This is a genomic window from Paenibacillus timonensis (assembly GCF_022427145.1).
Classification (GTDB): Bacteria; Bacillota; Bacilli; order Paenibacillales; family Paenibacillaceae; genus Fontibacillus; species Fontibacillus timonensis.
Genome location: NZ_JAKSXN010000064.1, coordinates 1 through 21,418 on the forward strand (window position 1 = coordinate 1; position 21,418 = coordinate 21,418).

General features: G+C 55.7%; 23 protein-coding genes, 1 pseudogene and 1 riboswitch. Of the genes and pseudogenes, 8 read left to right on the top strand and 16 right to left on the bottom strand.

Translation table 11 applies throughout. The annotated features are described in order from the left end of the window. Positions 1-38: 38 nt before the first annotated feature. Together MJ257_RS20410 and MJ257_RS20415 are read right to left on the bottom strand one after the other, a co-directional pair. Entirely contained in the window at positions 39-1,448 is a 1,410-nt protein-coding gene (locus MJ257_RS20410; protein ID WP_240270985.1) for an MDR family MFS transporter, read from the bottom strand. Positions 1,449-1,594: 146 nt separating this feature from the next. After that, positions 1,595-2,080, bottom strand: a complete 486-nt coding sequence (locus MJ257_RS20415; RefSeq protein WP_240270986.1) for a MarR family transcriptional regulator — start codon at positions 2,078-2,080, stop codon at positions 1,595-1,597. Between the two features lie 149 nt (positions 2,081-2,229). Between MJ257_RS20415 and MJ257_RS20420 the strand changes: the two genes are divergently transcribed. Continuing rightward, positions 2,230-2,904, top strand: a complete 675-nt coding sequence (locus MJ257_RS20420; protein WP_240270987.1) for a uracil-DNA glycosylase — start codon at positions 2,230-2,232, stop codon at positions 2,902-2,904. 33 nt (positions 2,905-2,937) lie between these two features. Here the strand turns inward: MJ257_RS20420 and MJ257_RS20425 are convergent, their stop codons facing one another. Further along, a complete protein-coding gene (locus tag MJ257_RS20425) occupies positions 2,938-3,732 on the bottom strand; it encodes an SDR family NAD(P)-dependent oxidoreductase (RefSeq protein ID WP_240270988.1) in 795 nt (264 codons plus the stop codon). A gap of 153 nt (positions 3,733-3,885) precedes the next feature. Here MJ257_RS20425 and MJ257_RS20430 point away from each other — a divergent pair, with 153 nt between their 5' ends. Then, positions 3,886-4,416, top strand: coding sequence for a CDP-alcohol phosphatidyltransferase family protein (locus MJ257_RS20430; protein WP_240270989.1), 531 nt, complete (start codon positions 3,886-3,888; stop codon positions 4,414-4,416). 49 nt (positions 4,417-4,465) lie between these two features. Here the strand turns inward: MJ257_RS20430 and MJ257_RS20435 are convergent, their stop codons facing one another. Both MJ257_RS20435 and MJ257_RS20440 read right to left on the bottom strand, forming a co-directional pair. Continuing rightward, complete coding sequence (locus tag MJ257_RS20435; RefSeq protein WP_240270990.1) at positions 4,466-5,032, bottom strand: DUF1697 domain-containing protein; 567 nt, start codon at positions 5,030-5,032, stop codon at positions 4,466-4,468. A gap of 16 nt (positions 5,033-5,048) precedes the next feature. Next, entirely contained in the window at positions 5,049-6,203 is a 1,155-nt protein-coding gene (locus MJ257_RS20440; protein WP_240270991.1) for an MFS transporter, read from the bottom strand. 184 nt (positions 6,204-6,387) lie between these two features. On the opposite strand from MJ257_RS20440, the gene MJ257_RS20445 reads away from it, so the two are divergent. Beyond that, positions 6,388-7,065: a LysM peptidoglycan-binding domain-containing protein gene (locus tag MJ257_RS20445; RefSeq protein ID WP_240270992.1), complete on the top strand. Its 678-nt coding sequence runs from the start codon at positions 6,388-6,390 to the stop codon at positions 7,063-7,065. 85 nt (positions 7,066-7,150) lie between these two features. On the opposite strand, the gene MJ257_RS20450 is transcribed toward MJ257_RS20445, so the two are convergent. The 6 genes and pseudogenes from MJ257_RS20450 to MJ257_RS20475 all read right to left on the bottom strand — a co-directional run bounded on the left by MJ257_RS20450 (position 7,151) and on the right by MJ257_RS20475 (position 11,899). Beyond that, positions 7,151-7,894 carry an amino acid ABC transporter ATP-binding protein gene (locus MJ257_RS20450; protein WP_240270993.1) on the bottom strand — a complete coding sequence of 248 codons (744 nt, stop codon included), beginning with the start codon at positions 7,892-7,894 and terminating at the stop codon, positions 7,151-7,153. A gap of 18 nt (positions 7,895-7,912) precedes the next feature. Further along, a complete protein-coding gene (locus tag MJ257_RS20455; RefSeq protein WP_240270994.1) occupies positions 7,913-8,626 on the bottom strand; it encodes an amino acid ABC transporter permease in 714 nt (237 codons plus the stop codon). 71 nt (positions 8,627-8,697) lie between these two features. Next, a pseudogene (locus tag MJ257_RS20460) lies at positions 8,698-9,518 on the bottom strand (transporter substrate-binding domain-containing protein). Positions 9,519-9,633: 115 nt separating this feature from the next. Further along, a riboswitch (Lysine riboswitch) is annotated at positions 9,634-9,816 on the bottom strand. Positions 9,817-9,919: 103 nt separating this feature from the next. Next, on the bottom strand, positions 9,920-10,150 hold the full coding sequence (locus MJ257_RS20465; RefSeq protein ID WP_240270995.1) for a hypothetical protein: 231 nt from the start codon (positions 10,148-10,150) through the stop codon (positions 9,920-9,922). Then, positions 10,143-11,318, bottom strand: a complete 1,176-nt coding sequence (locus MJ257_RS20470) for an ArsA family ATPase (RefSeq protein ID WP_240270996.1) — start codon at positions 11,316-11,318, stop codon at positions 10,143-10,145. The genes MJ257_RS20465 and MJ257_RS20470 overlap by 8 nt, the downstream gene beginning before the upstream one ends. Positions 11,319-11,410: 92 nt before the next feature. Beyond that, entirely contained in the window at positions 11,411-11,899 is a 489-nt protein-coding gene (locus tag MJ257_RS20475; protein WP_240270997.1) for a MarR family winged helix-turn-helix transcriptional regulator, read from the bottom strand. A gap of 207 nt (positions 11,900-12,106) precedes the next feature. Between MJ257_RS20475 and MJ257_RS20480 the strand changes: the two genes are divergently transcribed. The 3 genes from MJ257_RS20480 to speD all read left to right on the top strand — a co-directional run bounded on the left by MJ257_RS20480 (position 12,107) and on the right by speD (position 14,611). Continuing rightward, positions 12,107-13,258 carry a DUF116 domain-containing protein gene (locus MJ257_RS20480; RefSeq protein ID WP_240270998.1) on the top strand — a complete coding sequence of 384 codons (1,152 nt, stop codon included), beginning with the start codon at positions 12,107-12,109 and terminating at the stop codon, positions 13,256-13,258. 146 nt (positions 13,259-13,404) lie between these two features. Further along, the gene (locus tag MJ257_RS20485) at positions 13,405-13,713 is read left to right on the top strand and encodes a DUF2087 domain-containing protein (RefSeq protein ID WP_240270999.1); all 309 of its coding nucleotides are present in this window, start codon (positions 13,405-13,407) and stop codon (positions 13,711-13,713) included. A gap of 70 nt (positions 13,714-13,783) precedes the next feature. Then, positions 13,784-14,611 (top strand): adenosylmethionine decarboxylase, encoded by an 828-nt coding sequence (gene speD / locus MJ257_RS20490; protein ID WP_240271000.1) that lies wholly within the window; start codon positions 13,784-13,786, stop codon positions 14,609-14,611. 111 nt (positions 14,612-14,722) lie between these two features. Here the strand turns inward: speD and MJ257_RS20495 are convergent, their stop codons facing one another. The 4 genes from MJ257_RS20495 to MJ257_RS20510 are packed head-to-tail and all read right to left on the bottom strand — an operon-like array spanning position 14,723 to position 18,689. Next, positions 14,723-15,826, bottom strand: coding sequence for a metal ABC transporter substrate-binding protein (locus MJ257_RS20495; RefSeq protein WP_372489863.1), 1,104 nt, complete (start codon positions 15,824-15,826; stop codon positions 14,723-14,725). Between the two features lie 21 nt (positions 15,827-15,847). After that, positions 15,848-16,750, bottom strand: coding sequence for a metal ABC transporter permease (locus MJ257_RS20500; RefSeq protein WP_240271002.1), 903 nt, complete (start codon positions 16,748-16,750; stop codon positions 15,848-15,850). After that, on the bottom strand, positions 16,696-17,403 hold the full coding sequence (locus MJ257_RS20505; protein WP_240271003.1) for a metal ABC transporter ATP-binding protein: 708 nt from the start codon (positions 17,401-17,403) through the stop codon (positions 16,696-16,698). The genes MJ257_RS20500 and MJ257_RS20505 overlap by 55 nt, the downstream gene beginning before the upstream one ends. Positions 17,404-17,462: 59 nt before the next feature. Beyond that, positions 17,463-18,689 carry a GTP-binding protein gene (locus tag MJ257_RS20510; protein ID WP_240271004.1) on the bottom strand — a complete coding sequence of 409 codons (1,227 nt, stop codon included), beginning with the start codon at positions 18,687-18,689 and terminating at the stop codon, positions 17,463-17,465. A 227-nt stretch (positions 18,690-18,916) separates the two neighbouring features. On the opposite strand from MJ257_RS20510, the gene MJ257_RS20515 reads away from it, so the two are divergent. Then, entirely contained in the window at positions 18,917-19,924 is a 1,008-nt protein-coding gene (locus tag MJ257_RS20515; RefSeq protein ID WP_240271005.1) for a permease, read from the top strand. A 60-nt stretch (positions 19,925-19,984) separates the two neighbouring features. Further along, entirely contained in the window at positions 19,985-20,875 is an 891-nt protein-coding gene (locus MJ257_RS20520) for a TIGR03943 family putative permease subunit (protein ID WP_240271006.1), read from the top strand. A 36-nt stretch (positions 20,876-20,911) separates the two neighbouring features. Here MJ257_RS20520 and MJ257_RS20525 read toward each other — a convergent pair whose 3' ends face one another. Continuing rightward, complete coding sequence (locus MJ257_RS20525; protein ID WP_240271007.1) at positions 20,912-21,319, bottom strand: NusG domain II-containing protein; 408 nt, start codon at positions 21,317-21,319, stop codon at positions 20,912-20,914. Positions 21,320-21,418 lie beyond the last annotated feature (99 nt).

Here is a 21,418-nt window from a genome sequence, read left to right on the forward strand (position 1 = left end):
AACAAGATGAAGCCGCGAGGATCCTCCTCGCGGCTTCTTTATGCTTTTCTTTTATGGGTCAGGAACAAGCCGGGGATAAAGATAAGGGCGAGGACGAGGGTTGAGACGAGAAATCCGGCGTGATACCCCTTCAAGCCATTCGCGACCGTGGGTTGCAAACCTTGGGCCACCGTTGCGACTACGGTCGCGATCACAGCGGAACCAAAGCTCGCGCCCAGGTTCTCGATGATGTTGATTCCAACCCCAGCTTCCGGAAGCTGATGATCATCCAACCCTGTATACGCATCACTCGTTAATGGAAGATTGATCCCCCCAACGCTGGTCCCCCGAATAAACAGGACGAGGGAAATCCACACCATGCTGGTTTGATCGGTGATGAAGATTAGCGGTATGGACCCGAACAGCGAAAGAACCAGGCTAACCATCACCACGTATTTCGCGCCGATTCGGTCGATCATTTTGCCGATCAACGGCCGGGTCACGAGCATCCCGACGCCTTGGGGAATTAATGCCAGCGCCGCTTCGATCGCGGTGAAATGCCGAAAGTGTTGAAAGAACAACGGCAGGATCAACATCGGTCCCATGATAGCCATATTCGCCAAAAACAATCCGACACTGGATGCCAGGAAACTTCGATGCGCAAACAGGTTCATCGGGAGCACGGTTTGATTCTTTTTGAAGCGGTCATATGCGAAGTAAGCGATGGCTAGAGCAAGGCCGATGCCCACCCACACCAAGGTCTCGGAATTGCGAAACGAGGCATGGTCCGCCGCCTTCGTAATTCCGTAGATCAGTGCCGCGCTCATCAGGGACAAGCAGACAACCCCAAACACATCGAGTTTGCTGCCTTTATTAAACGGCTCAAAGTCCGGAATTCTTCTCACCATCAGCGGAGCGGCGATCAGCACGATCAACACGTTGATGAAGAAAATCCAATGCCACGAGGCCCCTTGAACGATGAAACCCCCGATGACGGGTCCCAGGATCGGGCCAAAGATCATCGGCGTGCTGACGATGGCCATCACTCTTCCCAGATAGTCAGGCCCCGCGGTTTTGACCAGTAGCGTGAACATCAGCGTGGTAATGATCCCGGCGCTAAACCCTTGCAGCAAGCGAAAAAAAATGAAGCTGGTAATATTCCAGCTGAAGCCGACGAGGACCGATATGACGCCAAAGGCAACAACGGCACCGATAAAGGTCTTCTTCCCGTTAAATTGGTTCATCAGCCAGCCGGAAACCGGAACCGCCATGGCGAGGGCTAACACATAACCCGTGATGGACCACTGAATGATATCCAGCGTCGTATGGAAATCCTTGGTGAGGACATCGATCGCGATGTTCACCATCGTTGAATCAAGCATGGGGGCAATGGCACCAAGGGCAATCGCCCAGGCGGCCATGAGGATTTCTCTAGGTAACTCTCTTTCTTGTTCTTTGACTTTGTCCATGGTATTCTCCTCTCGGAAGTCGTGCTTTGTTTCCTTGTCAACAAAAAGATAACGCATTATTGTTTCCTTGTCAACAATATAATCACAACAAAAAAGCAGCCCTTCCCCGTTCGGAGTGGACTGCCTGCTTGATCTCTTTTCGATTACTACGCGTTTCTGCCGAAATCGTTCAGCTCGATCCCTTGTTTCTTGATTTCTGCATCCAAATGCCGACTATACTGTTCCATAAAGCGCATCATCTGATCATATTGCTCCTCGGTGACCTGATCGAACACGGCTTTGTCCCGCTCTTGCAACTCCTTATGCAGCTCCTCGTGGATCTCATAGATTTCTTGACCCTTCCCGGTCAGTCTAAAATAGATTTCTTTCTTGTTGTCCGGCTTCTGGTAGCTTTCAATCAGGCCTTTTTCGATCAGCTTCCTCGTCAACTTCGTGATGGCGCCTCTCGTCATGTATAGGGACTCGGCCAGCCGGGTCACGTTGGGATCCGCATGCTTACCAATCGATTCGATACAATGGACTTCGGATGGCTTGACCCCTTTCAGTTGGTCTTCCATCTTCATCTTATTCAGCCAGGCCATCTTGTTAAATAAATCCCGGAACTCTTGGATGACCTGTTCCTGCTTGTTCATCGCCTGTCCTCCCGCCCGTTGGTGCATTACCCTTATTATAGAGAATTCTGCGGGACGTTCCAAGAGATAGGCATCACATCTGAAAGGAGGAACTCGGCCGGCCGATGTCGAAACCTACTCTAGCATACTAGACCTGAGGTGAATTCAGCTTGACGATCTTACAAAACGATTGGGCCCCATTTCTGGAGCCCGAATTCGAGAAACCGTACTATTTGCAGCTCCGCCAGTTTCTGGCGAACGAATATCGCACCAAAACGATCTATCCCGATATGTATGATATTTTCAACGCGCTGCATTATACCTCCTTCGCCGACACCAAAGTGGTGATCCTCGGCCAGGACCCTTACCACGGACCGGGACAGGCGCATGGGCTCAGCTTTTCCGTGAAACCGGGCGTCAAAGCCCCGCCTTCCCTGCAAAACATGTTCAAAGAACTGCGGGACGATTTGGGTTGCCGCATTCCCAACAACGGCGATCTGGTTCCATGGGCCAAGCAAGGGGTACTGCTGCTCAACACCGTGCTGACCGTGCAGGCCGATACTCCCAATTCCCATAAGGACATGGGCTGGGAATCGTTCACCGACAAGGTGATCGAAACGTTAAACGAGAAACATGACCCGGTCGTGTTCCTGCTGTGGGGCAGTCATGCCCAGAAAAAAGCAGCCCTCATCACGAACCGCGAGCATCACTTAATCAAGTCGCCGCACCCCAGCCCTTTGTCGGCCCATCGGGGATTCCTGGGCAGCAAGCCGTTTTCGCGGGCCAATCAATTTTTGCGCTCCAAAGGATTGGCTGAAATCGATTGGCAACTTCCCGATTTGTGATCGGATCGCCATAGAAAGGCGATTCGCTTCAACTCAAACGATGCTTCTAACCAATCCCCCGTCGATCCGCAGCGCAGCCCCATTGATCGCCGAAGAAAGCGGGCTGCTGATATAGGTAACGAAGTGGGCGATTTCCTCCGGCCGAATCAGGCGCTGAATGATCGAAGTCGGCCGGTTTTCGGCCATGAATTTCTTTTCCGCCTCTTCGATGGTCAGACTTTCGTTCGGATAGAGCGTATTCAGCATCGTCTCAACGCCTTCCGTCAACGTCGAGCCGGGCATGACCGTATTGACCGTGACGGCGGTTCCTTTTGTCAGCTCGGCCAAGCTGCGGGACAACGACAGCTGCATCGTTTTCGTCGCGCTGTAATGCGCCATTTCCAGCGACGGCATGACCGCCGCCTCGCTGGCGATAAAGATGACCCGGCCCGTTTGTTTCTCCAGCATCCGCTGCAAATATCCACGAGCTAGCCGCACCCCGCTCATCACGTTGACTTCAAAAAAACGGAACCATTCTTCGTCGGAAATGCCGAAGAACTCGGCCGGTTCGAAGATGCCGAGATTGTTGATCAAGATGTCCAGGTCCGGGTGTTCTTCCATCACTTTACGGCAACCTTCCTCCGTGCCGAGGTCGGCGGCCGCCGGTTTCAGGACGGCTTCCGGCTGCTGCGCCCGGATTGCCGCGATCGCCTGCTCGATCTTATCCGCGCTCCGGCCGTTGATGAGTACAGTCGCCCCTTCCGCCGCCAGCGAGGCGGCAATCGCTTTGCCGATGCCAGCTGTGGAACCGGTGACAAGCGCGATTTTCCCTTTCAATTGCAAATCCATGTTGGATCCCCCCATAACAACACTGATATTTTTGACCCGTTATGTTATTATGCACCCGATAACCCTAGAATTAACAGTACGCACTTTCCGGTAACCTAGGTACCCCGAGGTACCTTAGAAATGCAGCATTCGGAGAATGGGGGGGGAGCTAGGATGAAGCATTGGGCCAATGGCCTGACCCTAAGCCGCATGGGCCTGTCTTGCATCTTGATCTTCGTACTGAACCAACCTGCGGTATTTATCACCATCTATACGATTGCTGCAATGACCGATGTGCTGGACGGAAGGATTGCGCGCCGAACGAATACGGTTAGCTCCATAGGGGCCAAGCTGGATTCAATGGCCGACCTGTTGATGTTCGGGGTGGTGACCTTCGCGTTGGCCCGGTGGGCGGGAGAAGGAATGCGGTTCGTCTGGCCGTATCTTGCCGGTGCCATCGCCATTCGCGTGGTATCCGCAGGTTATGCGGCCTGTAAATTTCGCACCGTAGCGATGATCCATACCTGGAGCAACAAAATCACCGGGTTGCTCGTTTTCGCCGCCCCTTGGCTCATGCTCGCGAAGGGAAACCATCCGCTGATTCTTATCGTTTTGTGCATCGTCTCCGCGGCGAGCGCCACGGAAGAACTGCTGATTCACCTGACCTCAAGGGAGCTTGACGTAAACCGCAAAAGCTGGTTTTGAGCGGTACGGCTCCGGACAGATAAAGCCGGATAGACTGATATCGCGGGGATTATTTCGGCGTTTCCATGTCTTTGGCCAGGGAGGTCAGCTTGCCCACCGTTTTCCAGTTGCGCACCGTAGCATAGGCGTCCAATTTCTGCAGGTTCGCGGCCAGCTTGGAATTCCGGACGCTTTCTTTAAACAGCAAGTAGACCTCCCTGCCTGACGCGCGAAAAAGCTCCTGTTCGTTCGCATAGGCAGCAAAGCGCTCCAGCGCTTCGGCTGCGGGCTCGCTCCGCAAAAAGGCGACATACAGGCTTTCTCCTACCGATGCCGCTTCCGCTGCGGCGATCTCTTCCGCCGTAAAAGGACAGTTCTCCATCGTCGCCCGCAGCTCTGCCGCCGTGCGAAGCACGACCGGGATATCCAGGTGAAAATCGCGGCGGATCACTTCTTCCATCCGCAATCCCAGCATCCCTTCCTCTTCTTCCGAAGCAAACAGGATATTGCCGCTTTGGATATAGGTCTGTACCTCGTTAAATCCCTGTTCGGTCAGAGCATGCTTGAGCTCGGCCATTTTGATCTTATTTTTGCCGCCAACGTTAATCCCCCGCAGCAGCGCGATCCGGATGGTCATCCCCATCGCCTCCTCGTTATGAATTTTGGGCTGCCGACGATTCGTGCCGACGATTCCGTCTCATCAGCCTAAAGCTATACAAGCATCCGGTCAGCGACAGTCCGGTCATGATCCAGTAAAGGACGCGGCCTCCCCAATGGTCGAAAATCAAACCGCCCGCAAACGAAGCGACGATCCCCGATACCCCGAAGAACACCAGCGCCAGGATCGTCTGCCCGGTAGCGCGCCAGGCCTCCGGCACGATCGCATACAAATGCTGCATCGCCGCGGTATAAAAAAACACGAAGGTCACCCCTTGAAGCAGCTGCAGCAGAACGATCATCCCGGCTTGATCCGCGAGGGCGGTCAATCCGAAGCGAAGCACGTAAAACACGCCGGCCCAGGCGATCAGCTTCAGTTCATTCCCCCGCTTCAGAAACCGATGCACCACGGCGAAGCACAAAAACTCCACGATCGTCATGACGAACCAGGTGGTTCCCACGATCGAAAAGCTCCCGCCCATCTCCCGGATATAAATGCCGATATAGGTGTCGTTAGTGCGATGCGGCAGCGCCAATAGAAAAATCAACAGCAGGAAGGATATCGTTGATTTCTGCCCCAAAAACGCTTTGAGCTCGGCAAGCTTCAACGGTTTCGCACTCGCCTCTACATCCTCCTGCGCAAAGCCGATGAGCCAGGTCGCGACGCCGTAACCGAGAAATACCCAGGCAAAGCCGGATGGCCCCGTCCAATCCGTCAAATAACCGATGGCAAACGACGCCGTCGCATACCCGAGCGCCCCGAACATTTTGATCGAACCGTAGTTCACTTTCCGTCTTAACGCCGACTGAAAATTCAAGCTCTCCACCAGCGAATCGGTTGGCATGAAGAAAAAATACATCAACCCGACCAAAGGAACCAGGGCCCAAGGAGACACGGCACGAAACAACGCGAAGCCGAGGACGGTCGAAACTGCCAACGTCAGTAGGAGAATCTTGGTAATCGATTTTCGCCGGTCGCTGACCACGCCCCAAAACGGCTGGGAGAATAACCCGATGAAGCCGCCCGTCCCGATCATCAACCCGATTTCCGTCTCGGGCAATCCAAGACTAGAGAGGTACACCGGGAGGAAGGACAGGAAGATGGCGAATAGCGAAAAATAACTGAAATTGAACACGCGAAGTTTGAACATGGGTCCGATCCTCCTTCCTTTCTATGCCGAAGAGCCGCCCCTCTCGCGAAGCGGCCGCTCCATTTACTATACACCAAGCTTATCGCCCAAACCTAGGCCCGTCCCAAGCGGAGATTGCGGTAACCGACGCCCAGTCAGCGCATACGGTATAGGAAAACCGCCTAAACGAAAGGGGAACGTTCCATTGTTTAATTATTATTATCGGCAGTGCCCCGCAGAGCACTATCCTTACACGGTACAGCCTGGAGACACGCTCAACATGATCGCCTTCCGGCTGGAAGCGAGCGTCATGCGCATCCTCGCGGCGAACCCGGGCCTCGACCCGAATAACCTGCAAGTCGGCCAGGTCATCTGCATCCCCTCCTGCCCGCCGAATCATGTCTCCCGCATTATCGAGCGCGGCGATACGCTGTATCAGATCGCTCAGGATTACGGCGTCAGCGTCGCCAGCATCCTGGAAGCGAACCCGGGCGTTGACCCGAACTCGCTGCGGGTGGGACAACGGCTCTGCATCCCGCAATTCGGCGGCGCTCCCGACGTGACCGGCCAGCGGGAAACGATCACCGCGATGCAAAGCGACATTCGCCTGCTGATCGCGGACAACAGCGTGCAGCAGACGCATCAGAGCAACTATGGCACCTCCGCGCAGACGACCCGCGTCCTGAGCGTGACCCCCCGCGAAATCCGGTTCGAGGCCGTGCCGGTGACGTTTGCCGGCGCTTTCCGCGGTCATTTTACCGCCGGCCGTCGTTATCCCTACTACGTGGATGCCTCCATGGGCGGGAGACGCACCCTCAACGCCAAGGATAACTTCGGGGTATGGCATTCCTTCAATTACAAGGAACCCACCCCGCAATCCTGAATCGGCCGGCAGAACCAATTGGGACAAAAAACGGCGGAGCCTGGATATGCATCCAGGTTCCGCCGGCATCACCGCTTGCCTCGTTTTACCCTTCCTTATTCAACGTCCGCTTCAGGAACTCTCTCGTCCGCTCCTGCTTCGGTTCATTGAAGATCTGCTCCGGCGTTCCCTCCTCGGCGATGACGCCCTGGTCCATAAACACGACCCGGTCCGACACCTCCCGGGCGAACTCCATCTCGTGGGTGACGACGATCATCGTCAGCCCGGAGAAGGCCAACTCCTTCATCACCTTGAGCACCTCGCCGACCATCTCGGGATCCAGCGCTGAGGTCGGCTCGTCGAACAGCAGCACGTCCGGGTCCATGGACAAAGCGCGGGCGATGGCCACCCGCTGCTTTTGCCCGCCGGAGAGCTGCTTCGGCTTGGCATGAATGTATTGCTCCATCCCGACGTTCCGCAAGTATTTCATCGCAATTTCGGTCGCCTCTTCCTTGGAGCGCTTCAGCACCTTGACTTGCCCCACGACGCAGTTGCTGAGCGCGTCATGGTTATTGAACAGGTTAAACTGCTGAAACACCATCCCCAAATGCCGGCGGTACGAGGATACCTTATGCGTATCCCCCAGGATGTTGTTGCCGTTGTAGATAATCTCCCCGCCGCTGGGCTTCTCCAGCAGATTGATGCACCGGAGCAGGGTCGACTTGCCGGAGCCGGAGGAGCCGATGATGCTGACGACTTCCCCTTTGCTGACCGACAGATTGATATCCTTAAGCACCTCATGGGTACCGAAAAATTTGCTCAAATGCCGAATTTCGATGACCTTTTCCATCCTCACTCCTGCTTTCTGCTAGCGCTGCAGCGTATAGCTTTCGGGGCCGTCCAGCCTTTTCTCGATACGCTGTAAAATCTTCGTAACGGTCAGCGTCATGATCAAATACAGCACGCTGGCCACAAAGAACGATTCGAAATACCGGAAGTTGTTCCCGGCAATCGACTTGGTCATGAAGTACAGCTCCGATACGGAAATGACGTTCAGGACCGAAGTATCCTTGATGTTGATAATAAATTGATTGCCCGTCGCCGGCAAAATATGGCGAATCACCTGCGGCAGCACTACGTTGCGCATCGTCTGCCAATGGGTCATCCCGATCGCATGAGCCGCTTCGAACTGTCCTTTGTCCACCGAATAGACGCCGCCGCGCACGATCTCGGCCATATAAGCCCCCGTATTGATGGAGACGATGAAAATCGCCGCGAACGTCCGGTCCATATCGTAGTGGAACAGCAGGGACGACCCGTAAAAAATCGCCATCGCCTGAACGATCATCGGCGTGCCCCGGAAGCATTCGATGTAAACGGTCAGCAGACCGTTCACGAGCTTGAGCAGCCAGCGCTTCATCCCGCGTTCCGGCAGCGGAATCGTACGGACAACGCCGGCCAGCAAACCGATGACCGCCCCGATGATCGTGCCGATCAGCGAAATGTACAAGGTGACCGCCGCTCCGCGCAAGAACATGGGCCAGTTATCGGAGATAATTTGGATAATCCACTCGTAAGTCATTTGTTTTCCTCCCGCACTGCATAAAACCGACTGCAGTCCCGCTGCAGCCGGCTTACGGCAAATGCTTTAAATTAATTCGCTGCAGGTTGGTTCTTGATGGCGTCGTTCATGATCGTGGCCCGCTCGTCTTCGGAAATGCCGGCCAGGATCTCGTTGATTTTCTCCGTCAGCTCGCTGCCTTTCTCCAAACCAACCGCGATGGCGGTATCATCGTCCGAGGTGGTGAAGCCTTCCTTGAATTCGACGTATGCGAAATTCCCGTTGGCCGCCGCGGCGCTGACGCCTTCCGGAAGCTCCGAGACATAACCGTCGATCGCGCCCGATTCCAGGGCGACGCGCATCGCCGGGAAGTTGTCCATGGCCGGCTGTTTGTTAACTCCGTTAATTTGGTCGATGACCGAGTAGTGGAACGTATTCAGCTGGCCGTGATTTTGGCGCCGCTGAAATCTTGGATCGAGGTAGCCCCTTCATAAGAGCTCCCTTTCTTCACCACCATAACCAGGTTCGATTTATAGTAGTTATCCGAGAAATCGATCGTCTTCTTACGCTCCTCCGTCGGGGACATCCCCGCGATGATGGCGTCGATCTTGCCGGACGTCAGCGCCGGAACCAGACCGTCCCATTCGGTTTTCACGATGACCAGCTTCTTGCCGAGGTCGTCGGCAATTTTCTTGGCGATTTCCACATCGTAGCCGCCCGCAAATTCGGCGCTGCCGTCAATCGGAACCCCGCCGTTTGAATCATCGCTTTGCGTCCAGTTAAACGGAGCATAACCCGCTTCAAGTCCTACTTTAAACGTATTATCGTCGTCTTTGCTGCCAGAGCTGCACCCTGCAAGGACAAGAATCGCCGACAACAGCATCAGGATAGATAAGGACCAGGTTTTTCTCATTTTTCTCACTCTCCATGAAAATTAATAGATGAATAACAGAAACAAAAAAACGGCTTCGGGTATACTCCGAGGCCGTTTGTAGGGTTCATTTCCGTTCTGACACCCACTTTCCCCTCGACGAGATAGCGCAACTTAATAGATCGGGTAATCTACCAAGACAGTCCTGCAGCTCTTAACTGCAGACCCAGCAGCGTACAGTGAGCCTGTACCCCGCTTCGGCGACATTTCCTTCTTCCCGGCCTCTTCGCTTGCTCAAGCTCCGCCGAGAACTGTTAAATATCGCGCCTCTACCTCACCATGAAGAATGTGAGGTCTTATTCAATTGTGTCTTAGGATACAATATCAACTCTATTCTGTCAAACTAACATAGGGTGGGAATTGAAGGAATAAAGCCGAATGCGCTACTCGATCGTTATGGAATTCATCTTCGACTTTTCATTGGTCCGCCCGGCTGCGCAGCCGGCATCTTCCTTCCCGGCCAACCGCTCCCTCAACGCTTCGTCCACCACGGTCAACAGCTCGGATTCGCGGGATTTGACCGTTTGCTTCACGGCTTCCGGCAGCGTATCGATCCATTGGTCGGCAAACCGGAATTTCAGCCGGATCAGCTCCTGCAGCACCGCATTATTCATGTTCCCCGCCTCCAAACCGGATTTTTAGCGTATCCGCTTCGAATTTGGCCGCTTGAATGCCCAGGTTCAGCAACGTCCGCGGCAGCGTTATACTTCTTTTGACGCTTCCGGCGCGAATGATCAGCTCCTCGCCTTTTTGGTTCAGGGCCAACTCCTTTTTCTCGGCGAAAGGCATGTAGATGGACAGGATATATTCGTTATCCTCCTTTACGACCTGTTGGGTTCGGGCACTATACTGGATATTTGTCGGATCTCCGTCCCCGAACGTGGCCTCGGCCATCCGTGACAACATTTCCAATCCGACGACTTCGCGTTCGAACAGCGGCGCTTCATATACCGGTACTGGCGAGAAGCTTTCAAGCACCATCTCCTTATATTTGGCCTGAACCGCTTTCCAACCTCGAAAATAATCGTCGGTGATCTGCTGCGGGAACACTTTATTGATGACGATAGCGTCAACGTTATAGTCGTAAATGTTGAGATAGGTGAAGCTGCGCTGTGCCTCTTTGATCACCATCTTTTCGAGGTTCACCACGACGCGGATGCTCGTAATTTCCCGGTCGGACAGGATCTGCCGCATTTCGTCCAACTGGTTATAAATGTTCTCCAGCTCAGACATCACGCCGTCCGAAGGCATCGGAACGCCGATCAGCGGTTCCACGATCGGCTTAACAAGTTTTACCGCCTTGCGTTTCACCGGGAACAGCTTCTCCATCCACCAGCGCAGCAGCTCGGGAAAGCTGAGCAAGGCCAACGTTTCCCCGGTAGGGGCACAGTCGATGATGATGACGTCAAACGTCTTCTCCTTGTAATACTGCAAGATCCGGAGCAAGCTCAACAAATCTTCCATCCCCGGAAACACGGTCAACTCCTCAGTCGTGATATCCTTTACCGCCTTGGCCGTTAGCAGGGAGGTCAAATATTTCTGCACTTTTCCCCAGCTTTTCTCGACCTCGTGGATCGTATCGATTTCCTGCGCCCACAGGTTGTCGCAGATGAGCATCGGTTCGTTCGACAGCTTCACGTCGAGCGAATCCCCCAGGCTGTGGGCCGGATCGGTGCTCACCACCAGCGTCTTCCGCCCGCATTGCGCACTGCGTAATGCCGTCGCTGCCGCGACGCTCGTTTTTCCGACTCCGCCTTTGCCGGTATACAATAAAATTCTCATTCAACCTTGCCTCTCTTTCATTTCGGATATCGAATATTTCGATCAACGAAATATTCGGCGAAAAGAAAACCTGTTTCGCCAAACAGGTTTAGTTATTCGATTTCGATTTTGGTGAGCGGGTTGGCCGCCGCTTCGCTTTCATGATCCGAAGCCGGTTCGGACGCCGTTTTGCTCAGGTTATCCAGCACCTTCAGGAAGATCTGAACCAGCAGCCGCTGCTCCTCTTCGCTGAGTCCTTGAACGAGGAGGTCGGTAAGCCGCCGGAGCGTATCCTTTAACTCTTCAGAGAGCAACGTTCCTTTACCGGTCAGCCGAATCGTCACGATTCGCCGGTCGGTTTCGCTCTTCACCCGAACGATATAGCCGTTCTTCACCAGGCGTTCGATCACGCCCGTCGCAGTGCTCATCGGCACGTTCATCGACGTGGACAGCTGGCTCATCGTAATGTCGCCGTGTTTATCGACCAGCAGCAGCGCAAAGAGCTCTGCTTTGGAAAACTGCATATCCAGCGCAAGCCATTCCTCCGGATAAAAGATCTTCTTGAAATTGTCCAGTATCAAGTCAAACAAGCTGTCCGCCAACCTTTAATTCCTCCTTCGAATATTTCGCGCGCCGAAATATTATGGTTCCATCATAGCTTTACGGCCCCCCGTTGTCAATCCTGTCGGCAGGTCCCGCATAAAATTCGGAGTTGGCGGAACGAACGCCGATATACATCACTGCCGGCCGGCCCTGCCGGTGATATTCTCTACTCAACTTCTGAAACGGAGCAGGGGAGGCTTGAGGCGATGAAACTGGAAATCGTGACTTATACGCTGCAGGCGAACGATCTGGGAACGGAAGCCTACTATCGCGATGTCGCGCGGTTTACGGATGAAGTACTGGAGAAAGCCGGCGCGGAGCCTGGCATTCCCGAAATTGCCAAGTATGCTGCGAGGCGGAGCATGGAACCCGAGGACGTTCGGATTTCCGTACTTGAATTTCTGATGATCGGCGTGTTCTGGAGAAGCTACGGAAAGTTTGCGGCTCCCTTATCCCTGCCGGCGGCGAGTCGATGGCTGCCTCGGCTCTATGCCTGGAAAAGCAAAGGCCCCCGCGTCAGATGGGCCGTCGACCTGCTGAAGGGCTGCTTGAACACGGCGCAGCTCGAAAAAAAACGAAGAGCTGAGCTGCGCGTGCATGTCCGCGGCTTCGGCAAGTTGATCCGCTGGCTGCAAGCCACCGGCGAATTCGGCCCGGAATGCCGCAGGCTGGCCGTCTGGCTGGCGTTTCTGCGAAGCCGGCCCGAGTCCGAGAGCCGGAACCTGCTGCTGCGGGCCATTCGCTTCGCGGGCTGGTTCGAGCGTAGAAGCCGATGCGAGCTCGGGAAATATACGCCGGAAGTAGACGCATTCATTAAAGCACGGCGGAACGCCATGCGATGGAAGGAGAATTTGATGTTCTGCACGCGTGGACGGGTGGAATACCATCTGAATATGGTCGGTGCGGAACTGATGAATCGGGCTTACCGGGAGCGGTTTTTGCGAACAAAGAAGAAAAAGGTGCTTCTTCCGATCTGCATGAGGTTAAAAGGCGAGGCTTCGTGCCAGGCCGTCCGAACGGATGAAGGATGGGTCTGCCAAGGCTGCGCGAAAAACTGCCAAGTGAACCGCATCTCGGCCATGGGGCGAGAGACGGGATTCACCGCGCTGTTGATCCCCCACGCTTCGATCGCGTTCGATCGCCGCAATGCTGCAGACATGCCGGGAGAAACCGGCATCATCGGCGTAGCCTGCCTTCTCAACCTGATCTCCGGCGGCTACCGGGCGAAGGAGCTTGGCTTCGAGCCCCAATGCGTTCTCCTGAATTACGCAGGTTGTGTCAAGCATTGGCATCCTGAGGGGATCGCAACGTCGATCGACCTGAACCAGCTGCAGCAAATACTGCAAGATTCTCCGTAACTCGCTTCTGATTTCATGCGGCATTGCCTTCCCGATACCCAGCCAAACTCGGCCGTTTGACAAAACGGGCGAGTTCTATTGCCATCTGATTAGATCATTGTATAATTAGATATGTGTTTAATTATTTGATCTGGAGGGATGCAATGATGCTGGAGGATCAACAAACGAAAATCAAGGAAACGGTGCTTCGAAACTTTATGGCGGAGGACGGGACGTTAAAGCATTTGCCCGCCCAGCTCAAGAAGAAACTGATCATCCTGGAGCATTTGGCCGCCGGTCTGGAGGCTGGGCGAAGTTATACGGAACCGGAGATTAACGCGTACATCAAACGGTATGACGAGGATTATGCCACGATTCGCCGGGAATGGATCATCCACCGGTTCATGAGCCGGGAGCAGGACGTCTATACCCTAAACCCGCCAGAGCAATGGACAAGATGGGATGAGCTGCATTAGCGGGACGTTTTTTTTCCAGAAGAAAAGGGAATAAACAATAGGGTACACCTATGCTAAGGGGGATTCCCTGATGAAGTTGACGCCGGAGCAGCGCATTCAGCTGCATGAGTTCAACAATCTGACCAAAACGTTAAGCTTCAATATGTACGATGTCTGCTACACCCGGACCAAAGAGGAACGCGAAGCCTATATCGCCTATATCGACGACCAGTACAATTCCGACCGCCTGACGAAAATCCTCAGCACCGTCTCCGAAATTATCGGCGCTCATATTTTGAATATCGCGAACCAGGATTACGTTCCGCAGGGGGCCAGCGTGACCATGCTGATTTCCGAGGGGCCCGTGGTGGAGGTGCCGACCGAGTCGTTTGACGAATCGCCCGGGCCGCTGCCGGACTCCGTCGTGATGCAGCTCGACAAAAGCCATATCACCGTGCACACGTATCCCGAATACGATCCGAACGAGAGCATCAGCACGTTCCGTGCCGACATCGACGTGTCCACCTGCGGGGAGATTTCGCCGCTGAAAGCGCTGAATTACCTGATCCACTCTTTCGAGGCGGACATCATGACCATCGATTACCGCGTTCGCGGGTTCACCCGGGATATCAACGGCCACAAGCTGTTCATCGACCATGATATCAGCTCCATCCAGAACTACATCCCCGACGAAGTGATCGAGCAATATCAGATGATCGACGTCAATGTTTACCCGGAGCATATTTTCCATACGAAATGCAAGCTGAAACAATTTGATCTGAACAATTATTTGTTCGGATATACGAAGGACGAGCTGACGGTGGAGGAGCAGAAGCAGATTACGGCGATGCTCGTGACCGAAATGGATGAAATTTTTTATGGAAAAAATATCGCCTCCGGATCGTTGGAGGACCACTAGGAAAATAGGAAGCAGCCCTTGCCGGGTACGGCTGAGGGCTGCTTTGCTTTTGGAGCGCATATCCTATCGGTTTCGAGCCGTGCGTTCCCGCCGCACCTTTTCCGGAGGAGCTTACTCGCTTAGCGCGGCTTTCAGGGCTTCTAGATTTTGGCGCATCAGCGACAGATAGTCTCGGCCCGCCGCTTCGTCATCGGCCGTCAACCCTTCGATGGGATTAAGCACGGCCGTCTTCGCCCCGATTTCCCGGGCAATCGTTTCGGCGACTTTGGAAGAAACCAGCGTCTCGAAGAAAATCGTCTTCACCTGATGCTCCTCGGCGAACTTCACAATCTCCGTCATCTGCTCCGCCGACGGCTCCTGGTCGGGGGACAACCCGGCGATCGGCACCTGGGTCAGCCCATACTCCCGGGCCAAGTAACCAAATGCGGCATGCTGCGTGATAAAATCCTTACGTTTGGCGTTCGCCAATCCCTCGGCGAAATCCCGGTCCAACTGCTCCAGCTCGGCAGCATATGCGTCGGCGTTTTGCTTATAATCGTCAGCATGCCCCGGGTCCGCCTTGGCCAAGGCAACTTCGATGCGGCGGACTTCCTGAACCGCCAACGCCGGAGACAACCAAACATGCGGATCCAGCCCGCCGTGGTCGTGATCATGATCGTGGTCATGATCGTGATCATGGTCATGGTCGTGAGCCGCTTCCCCTACGTCGGTTTCTGATTCCGCGGCGTGCTCAGCCTCGCTGGCATGCTCCTCTTCCTGACCGTGCTCCTCCTCTTCTCCGCCTTCCATCAACGCGATCCCCTCGCTGGCCTCTACGATCTCCGGCTTGCCGCTGGCGGCGGCGGAAGCCTCCACCTGCTCCAGCCAGCTTTCCATACCCGCGCCGTTCACGATCAGCAGATCGGATTCCGCCAGCTTCCGGATATCCTGGGGGCTTGGCTCCCAGTCGTGGGGTTCCATGCCGCCGGGAACCAGCAGCTCGACCGTCGCCAGATCGCCGGCAACTTGTTTCGTAAATTCGTAGATCGGGTAAAAACTCGTTTGGACCCGCAAGGAACGTTCCCCGTCTCCTGCTCCTCCGGTGCCTGCCGAATTCACTGCGGCATCCGCCGAATTCGCCCCGTTCCCTCCGGCCTGTCCGCCCCCGCCGCAACCGGCGATCGTCAGCGCCAAGCTCAGGCCGACCGCAGCGGCGGCCCGTTTCGCAACTCGCATATTCATCCTTGTCTCTCTCCCTTATTCCATTGATAATCTCTCGCCGTCCCTGGCTGGTGAACTCATGAGTTCCTCTTTGTCCCGCATGGCCCGCTTCATGCTGCGGCCGTTCCTCCGGGCCACTCGGCTCCGGATCTTCTGCCCCGCGATGCCGGTCAATAGAAATAGCAGCAAAATCAATGCAATCGTCCCGCCGGGCGGCATATCCAGGTAATAGGAAGCGGTTAACCCGCTGAAGATCCCCGTTAGGCCGGTGGCGACGGAAATGACGATCGCTGCGGCGAACCCGCGGGCCAAGCGCAGCGCAAGCGATGCCGGCAGGACGATCAGCGAGGACACCAGCAGTACGCCGACGACCGGGATCGCCGCCGCCACCGCCATCCCGGTAAACACCGCGAAGGAGAACGACAACCCCTTCACCGGAACCCCGCCGATTCGAGCGGTTTCTTCGTCAAAGGTCAGACTGTAGAGCGGTCTCCGCAGCACGGCGAAATACGCGGCACCAACCAAGGCGACGCCGGCCATCAACGCCAGCTGGGTGTCGCTCACCGCCACGATCGAGCCGAACAAATACGCGCTGAAGCTTTGGCTTAGGCTGCTTCGCAAGCTCATCAGCACGACGGCGAGCGCCAGCCCCGAGGTCATGACGATGGCGACCGGCATTTCGCTGTATGCCCGGTAGCTCTGACGCAGCTGCTCGATCAGCAGACCGCCAAGGATGGCGGCCACGAAACCGGCCACGGCCGGGCTCCACCCCAGCACGGCCCCCAGCGCCACGCCGGCCAGCGAGACGTGGGACAACGTATCGGCCATCAGCGCCTGGCGCCGCAGCATCAGATAGACGCCGATCACCGGGGCGATGCTTCCGATCAAAGCGCCGGCCCAAAACGCACGCTGCATGAACGCGTAGTCAAACATTGCCATTCCTCGCTTTCCTGTTGCTCCAGGGAAATCACACGGTCCAGATATGCCTCCGCCTCCTCCGGGCCGTGAGTCACCATGATGACCGTCAAGCCGTGCCGGTCCGCCATATGCCGCAGCAGCCGGTAAAATCCTTGCCGGCTTTGCCGGTCCATGCCCGTCGTCGGTTCGTCCAGAACCAGCACCCGGGGCTGCCCGGCCAAGGCCCGGGCGATGCAAATACGCTGCTTCTGTCCGCCCGACAGCTCTCCGATCTTCCGGTGGCGGTGCTCCCACATGCCCACCTGCTTCAGGCTGCGTTCGACGAGCTGCCGCTCTTCCGCGCCAAACCGCCGAAACAGGCCGAGCCGGGGATAACACCCCGACTTCACCAGCTCCAGTACCCGGCTTGGAAACCCGCTGTTAAATGCGGCGACTTGCTGCGGGACGTAGCCCACGTTCAGCCGGCCGTCGTCCAGCGCCTCTTCGTTGATCCGCACGCTCCCGCTCCACGGCTTCAGCAAACCGAGCAGCAGTTTAAGCAGCGTGGTCTTGGCCGCACCGTTCGGGCCGGTAATGCCAACGAATTCGCCAACGTCGATTTCGAGGGATACCCCGTCGATCACCGGCTTGTTACCATAACCAAACACGACGTTTTCCATCGTTGATAAAATCATGTTACCCCTTCTTCTTAAAGCGTAATTATTACGATTAACAGAGCCGACAAATCGCCTATTTATCCGGCGTTGGCCGATTCTTCCACCGAAATCCATGGCAGCGGGTTCGGAAAAGCCGCCCAATCCATCTGCATTTCTTCATCGCTTAACAGGCAGGCGTCAAGCTCCCGTTCGATGCCGGAGCGATCCATTTCGATGCCGATAAACACCAGTTCATTGATCCGGTCGCCCCAAGCCCCGTCCCACCTGCGCCGCAGCTCGGGCTCCTCGGCAAACAGCTCCTCCCGCTGCCAATCGGGCAGCGACGCCAGCCAGTAGCCGGCCGGCCCAAATTGGATCGACGGCCCCGCCTGACTCAAATTCGCCGCCATGTCCGCCTCCGTCGCGATCCAAGCCAAACCTTTGGCACGCACCACTTCTTCCGGCCAATCGCTCATGAATTGCGCCAGCCGCTCCGGATGAAACGGCCGTCTCCGCCGGTAGACGAACGAGCCGATGCCGTACTCCTCCGTTTCCGGCGTATGGCTTTCCTGCTGCAGCTCCTGGATCCAGCCGGCCGATTGGCTGGCTTGCTCGAAGTCGAACAACCCCGTGTTCAGGATTTCCTGCGGATCCACGCGGCCCAAGGTTGAGCGGATCAACTTAGCCGTTGGTTGCAGCTTGCGCAAAACGCCCTCCAGCTCGTTCAACTCCTTCTCGTCAACCAGGTCGCATTTATTCAAAATCAGGATGTCGCACGTCTCGATTTGGTCGATCAACAGATCGACGACGTCGCGGGTATCCCCCTCCCCTGCCTGCTGCCCGCGTTCCAGGAGCGTGTCGCCGGAGGAAAAGTCGTGCCAGAACCGGTAGGCATCCACCACCGTCACCAGGCAGTCCAGCTTGGCGATCCCCGTCAAATCGATCCCCGTCTCCTCATCCGCATAAGTAAACGTTTGGGCGATCGGCACCGGTTCGCTGATGCCCGTCGACTCGATCAATATGTAATCGAACCGCCCCTCCGCCGCCAGCTTCTGAACCTCTCTAAGCAAATCATCGCGAAGCGTGCAGCAGATGCAGCCGTTCGACAGCTCCACCAGCTTCTCCTCCGTGCGCGACAGGCTTCCGCCGGCGCTGATCAACTCCGCGTCGACGTTAATCTCGCTCATGTCATTCACGATCACCGCAACCTTCAGGCCCTGGCGATTGCTCAGGATATGGTTGAGCAGCGTCGTTTTGCCCGAACCCAAATATCCGCACAGCACCGTAACCGGGATCGGAACGTTGCGCGTTGGTTGTTCGTTCATTTGATTCATCCCCTTTCTTTATCAAGGCCGAAGGCCACATTCATCGGGTCTTCGGCTTAATCGTAATTATTACGATTAACAATCCATACTATATCTTCCTTCCTTAGGCTTTGTCAACTATAAATGCAGCCATCCGGACTAATCTATCAGCCCGGTTCTGAATCGCCTTGGAAAATAATAGATATGATACTGCGTTGGATACCGAAAACGTCCATAAGGAGTACGCCATGCATAAACAAGCCCTCACCCGGATGCTGCCGATTCTTGTGCCGGCCGCTTTCGCGCTCGCCTGCCTGACGGTGATGTATCCTTCCCTGATTCGGCAGGTCCCGCTCGACGAGTTGCAAACCTTCAAAATTAACTTTCTCGGCATCTTGCTCGAGGCGCTGCCTTTCGTGCTGGTCGGAGCGCTGCTCTCCTCGCTGCTGCACCTGTTTGTCTCCGAGAACACGCTGCGCCGCTTCATGCCGAAACATCCCGTTCCGGGCATCCTGATCGCTTGCCTGCTCGGACTGATCTTCCCGGTATGCGAATGCGGGATGATACCGCTCATCCGCCGGATGATTCAGAAAGGAATGCCCGTTTACATCGCCGTCGTCTTTATTTTGTCCGGGCCGATCCTGAATCCGGTCGTGTTCGGAGCGACCTACATGGCCTTCCGCCTGTACCCCGAGATGGTGTACGCCCGGATGGGACTAGCCTTTGCCGTGGCTGCCGCCATCGGGGCGATCGTCTACCTGACCTGGAAAGACAATCCCTTAAAACATGCCCTCTCCGCCAGTGCAGACGCGGGTGGCGAACCTCATTCCCCCGCGCATGGGGACAGCAAGCTCGCCGCCGTATTCGTGCATGCCGCAGACGAAGTATTCGAGATGGGCAAATATCTGCTGATCGGTTGCATCCTGACCGCAGGCATCCAGTCGTTCGTCGCCCATGATCAGCTTGCGGACATCGGCGGCGGCCCGGTCAGCAGCTACCTGTTCATGATGGGCTTCGCGTTCCTGCTGTCGCTTTGCTCGACGTCCGATGCGTTTGTGGCCTCCGCCTTTTTGCCGACCTTCTCCGGCGGTTCGCTGCTCGCTTTTCTCGTATTCGGGCCGATGCTTGATTTCAAAAACCTGCTGATGTTGCTCTCCGTGTTCCGCACGAAATTCGTCCTGTATCTCTCCTTCCTGATCTGTACCCTCGTGTTCACGGGTGCGGCGTTAACCGGTACGCTCTGGCTGAATCCCTAGCCTTGCGTTAATAACCCACCCATCACGCCTGATTGCGCTTGAAAGGAGGCTGTTAGCCGCATGAACCAACCTCGCGTTATTCGCCGGCATTATTTGGCCCGGTCGCTGATCCTGCTTGGATTCGCTTTGTTCATCGCCGATCTGACCCGGTCGGGCGCCTTGCATTATTACATCGGCCCCCGCATGGAGCCGTTGATTCGATTCTGCCCCATTCCGCTCGCCGTCATGGCGGTTTGCCTGGCCTACCAGGCGCTGTTCCAGCGGTCTGCCGCCCTCTGCGACTGCGAGCGCCCGCTCTCCGTATCCCGTTGGAAGAACGGAACCGTGTACGGCTTATTTCTGCTCCCGCTGCTGCTCGGGACCTTGCTTCCCGATCAAGCCCTCGGCAGCTCGGCTGCGGCCAAAAAAGGGATGAGCCTCACGTCTCCCCTGCTTGCCTCCGAACGGCTGGAGGAACTTTTTCGGGCGCCGGACCCCTATAACGTTGAATTTGCCGAATTGGCCAAGCGGCTTTACCCGCAGGCCGTCGTCGAGGTGAAGCCGGAAATCTTCTCGGAAACGATCGGGGCGATCGAACTGTTTGCGGAAAAATTCCGCGGCAAAAAAGTCAAGCTGAGCGGATTCGTTTACCAGGAACCGGGACGCCACGGCGGGCAGGGCAACGCGGATGAGCTGATCCTCGGGCGGTTTCTCGTTCTGTGCTGCACCGCGGATTCGGCCCCGTTTGGTCTCGTGGTGACCTCCGATCAACCGATCGAAGGAATTGCAAAAGATACCTGGCTTGAAGTAGAGGGAGTCATTGAACCGCAAATTCGCCAGGGCAAGGCGATCATTACCGTGAAAGCAGAGCGTATTCGGGAAATTCCAAGACCCGAAACGCCCTACGTCTACCCTAGCGAAGATTCGGTAAAAGCGTGGGAGAACCTGTCGAAGGTGGAACCGGCACAATAACCGGCGGATAACAAGGCCTGGAGGAGCCGATGAAGATTATCGGATATAGGCGTCTACGCCGCTCTCATCCGGGCTTGGAGCCCCGCTGCGAACAACTTCCACGTACACGCGGTTCGGTACGCAGATGATCGTTTCCCCGGGACGGGAGATGAAGCCCATCTGCATGGAGATTTTTTTCGGACAATCGGCATAGACCATTTGGATTCCCCCGTTAAAAACTTTCAGGGTATTGTTGCCGAATTCGCTGTGGATCTCGATCGTCTCCTCCCCGCCGCCCAGGGGCACGCTGCGGTAAGATTCGCCGTCCACTTTGATCTCGGCACGGAGCATAGCCGGATCCACCGTGTCCCGGCTCTCCAGCACCTGGCGCAGGAGGAGCCACGCCGAACCCAACAAGACCAGAAACACGATCAGCAGGACGTCGCCCCGCTTCATTTTAAGCATATTCATCCGTCCTATCCCAGGTATTAAACGTAATACTTACGAATAAACATATCTTAAAAACTCGTCACTTCTTTGTCAATGATCCATTCCGAAAGGAGC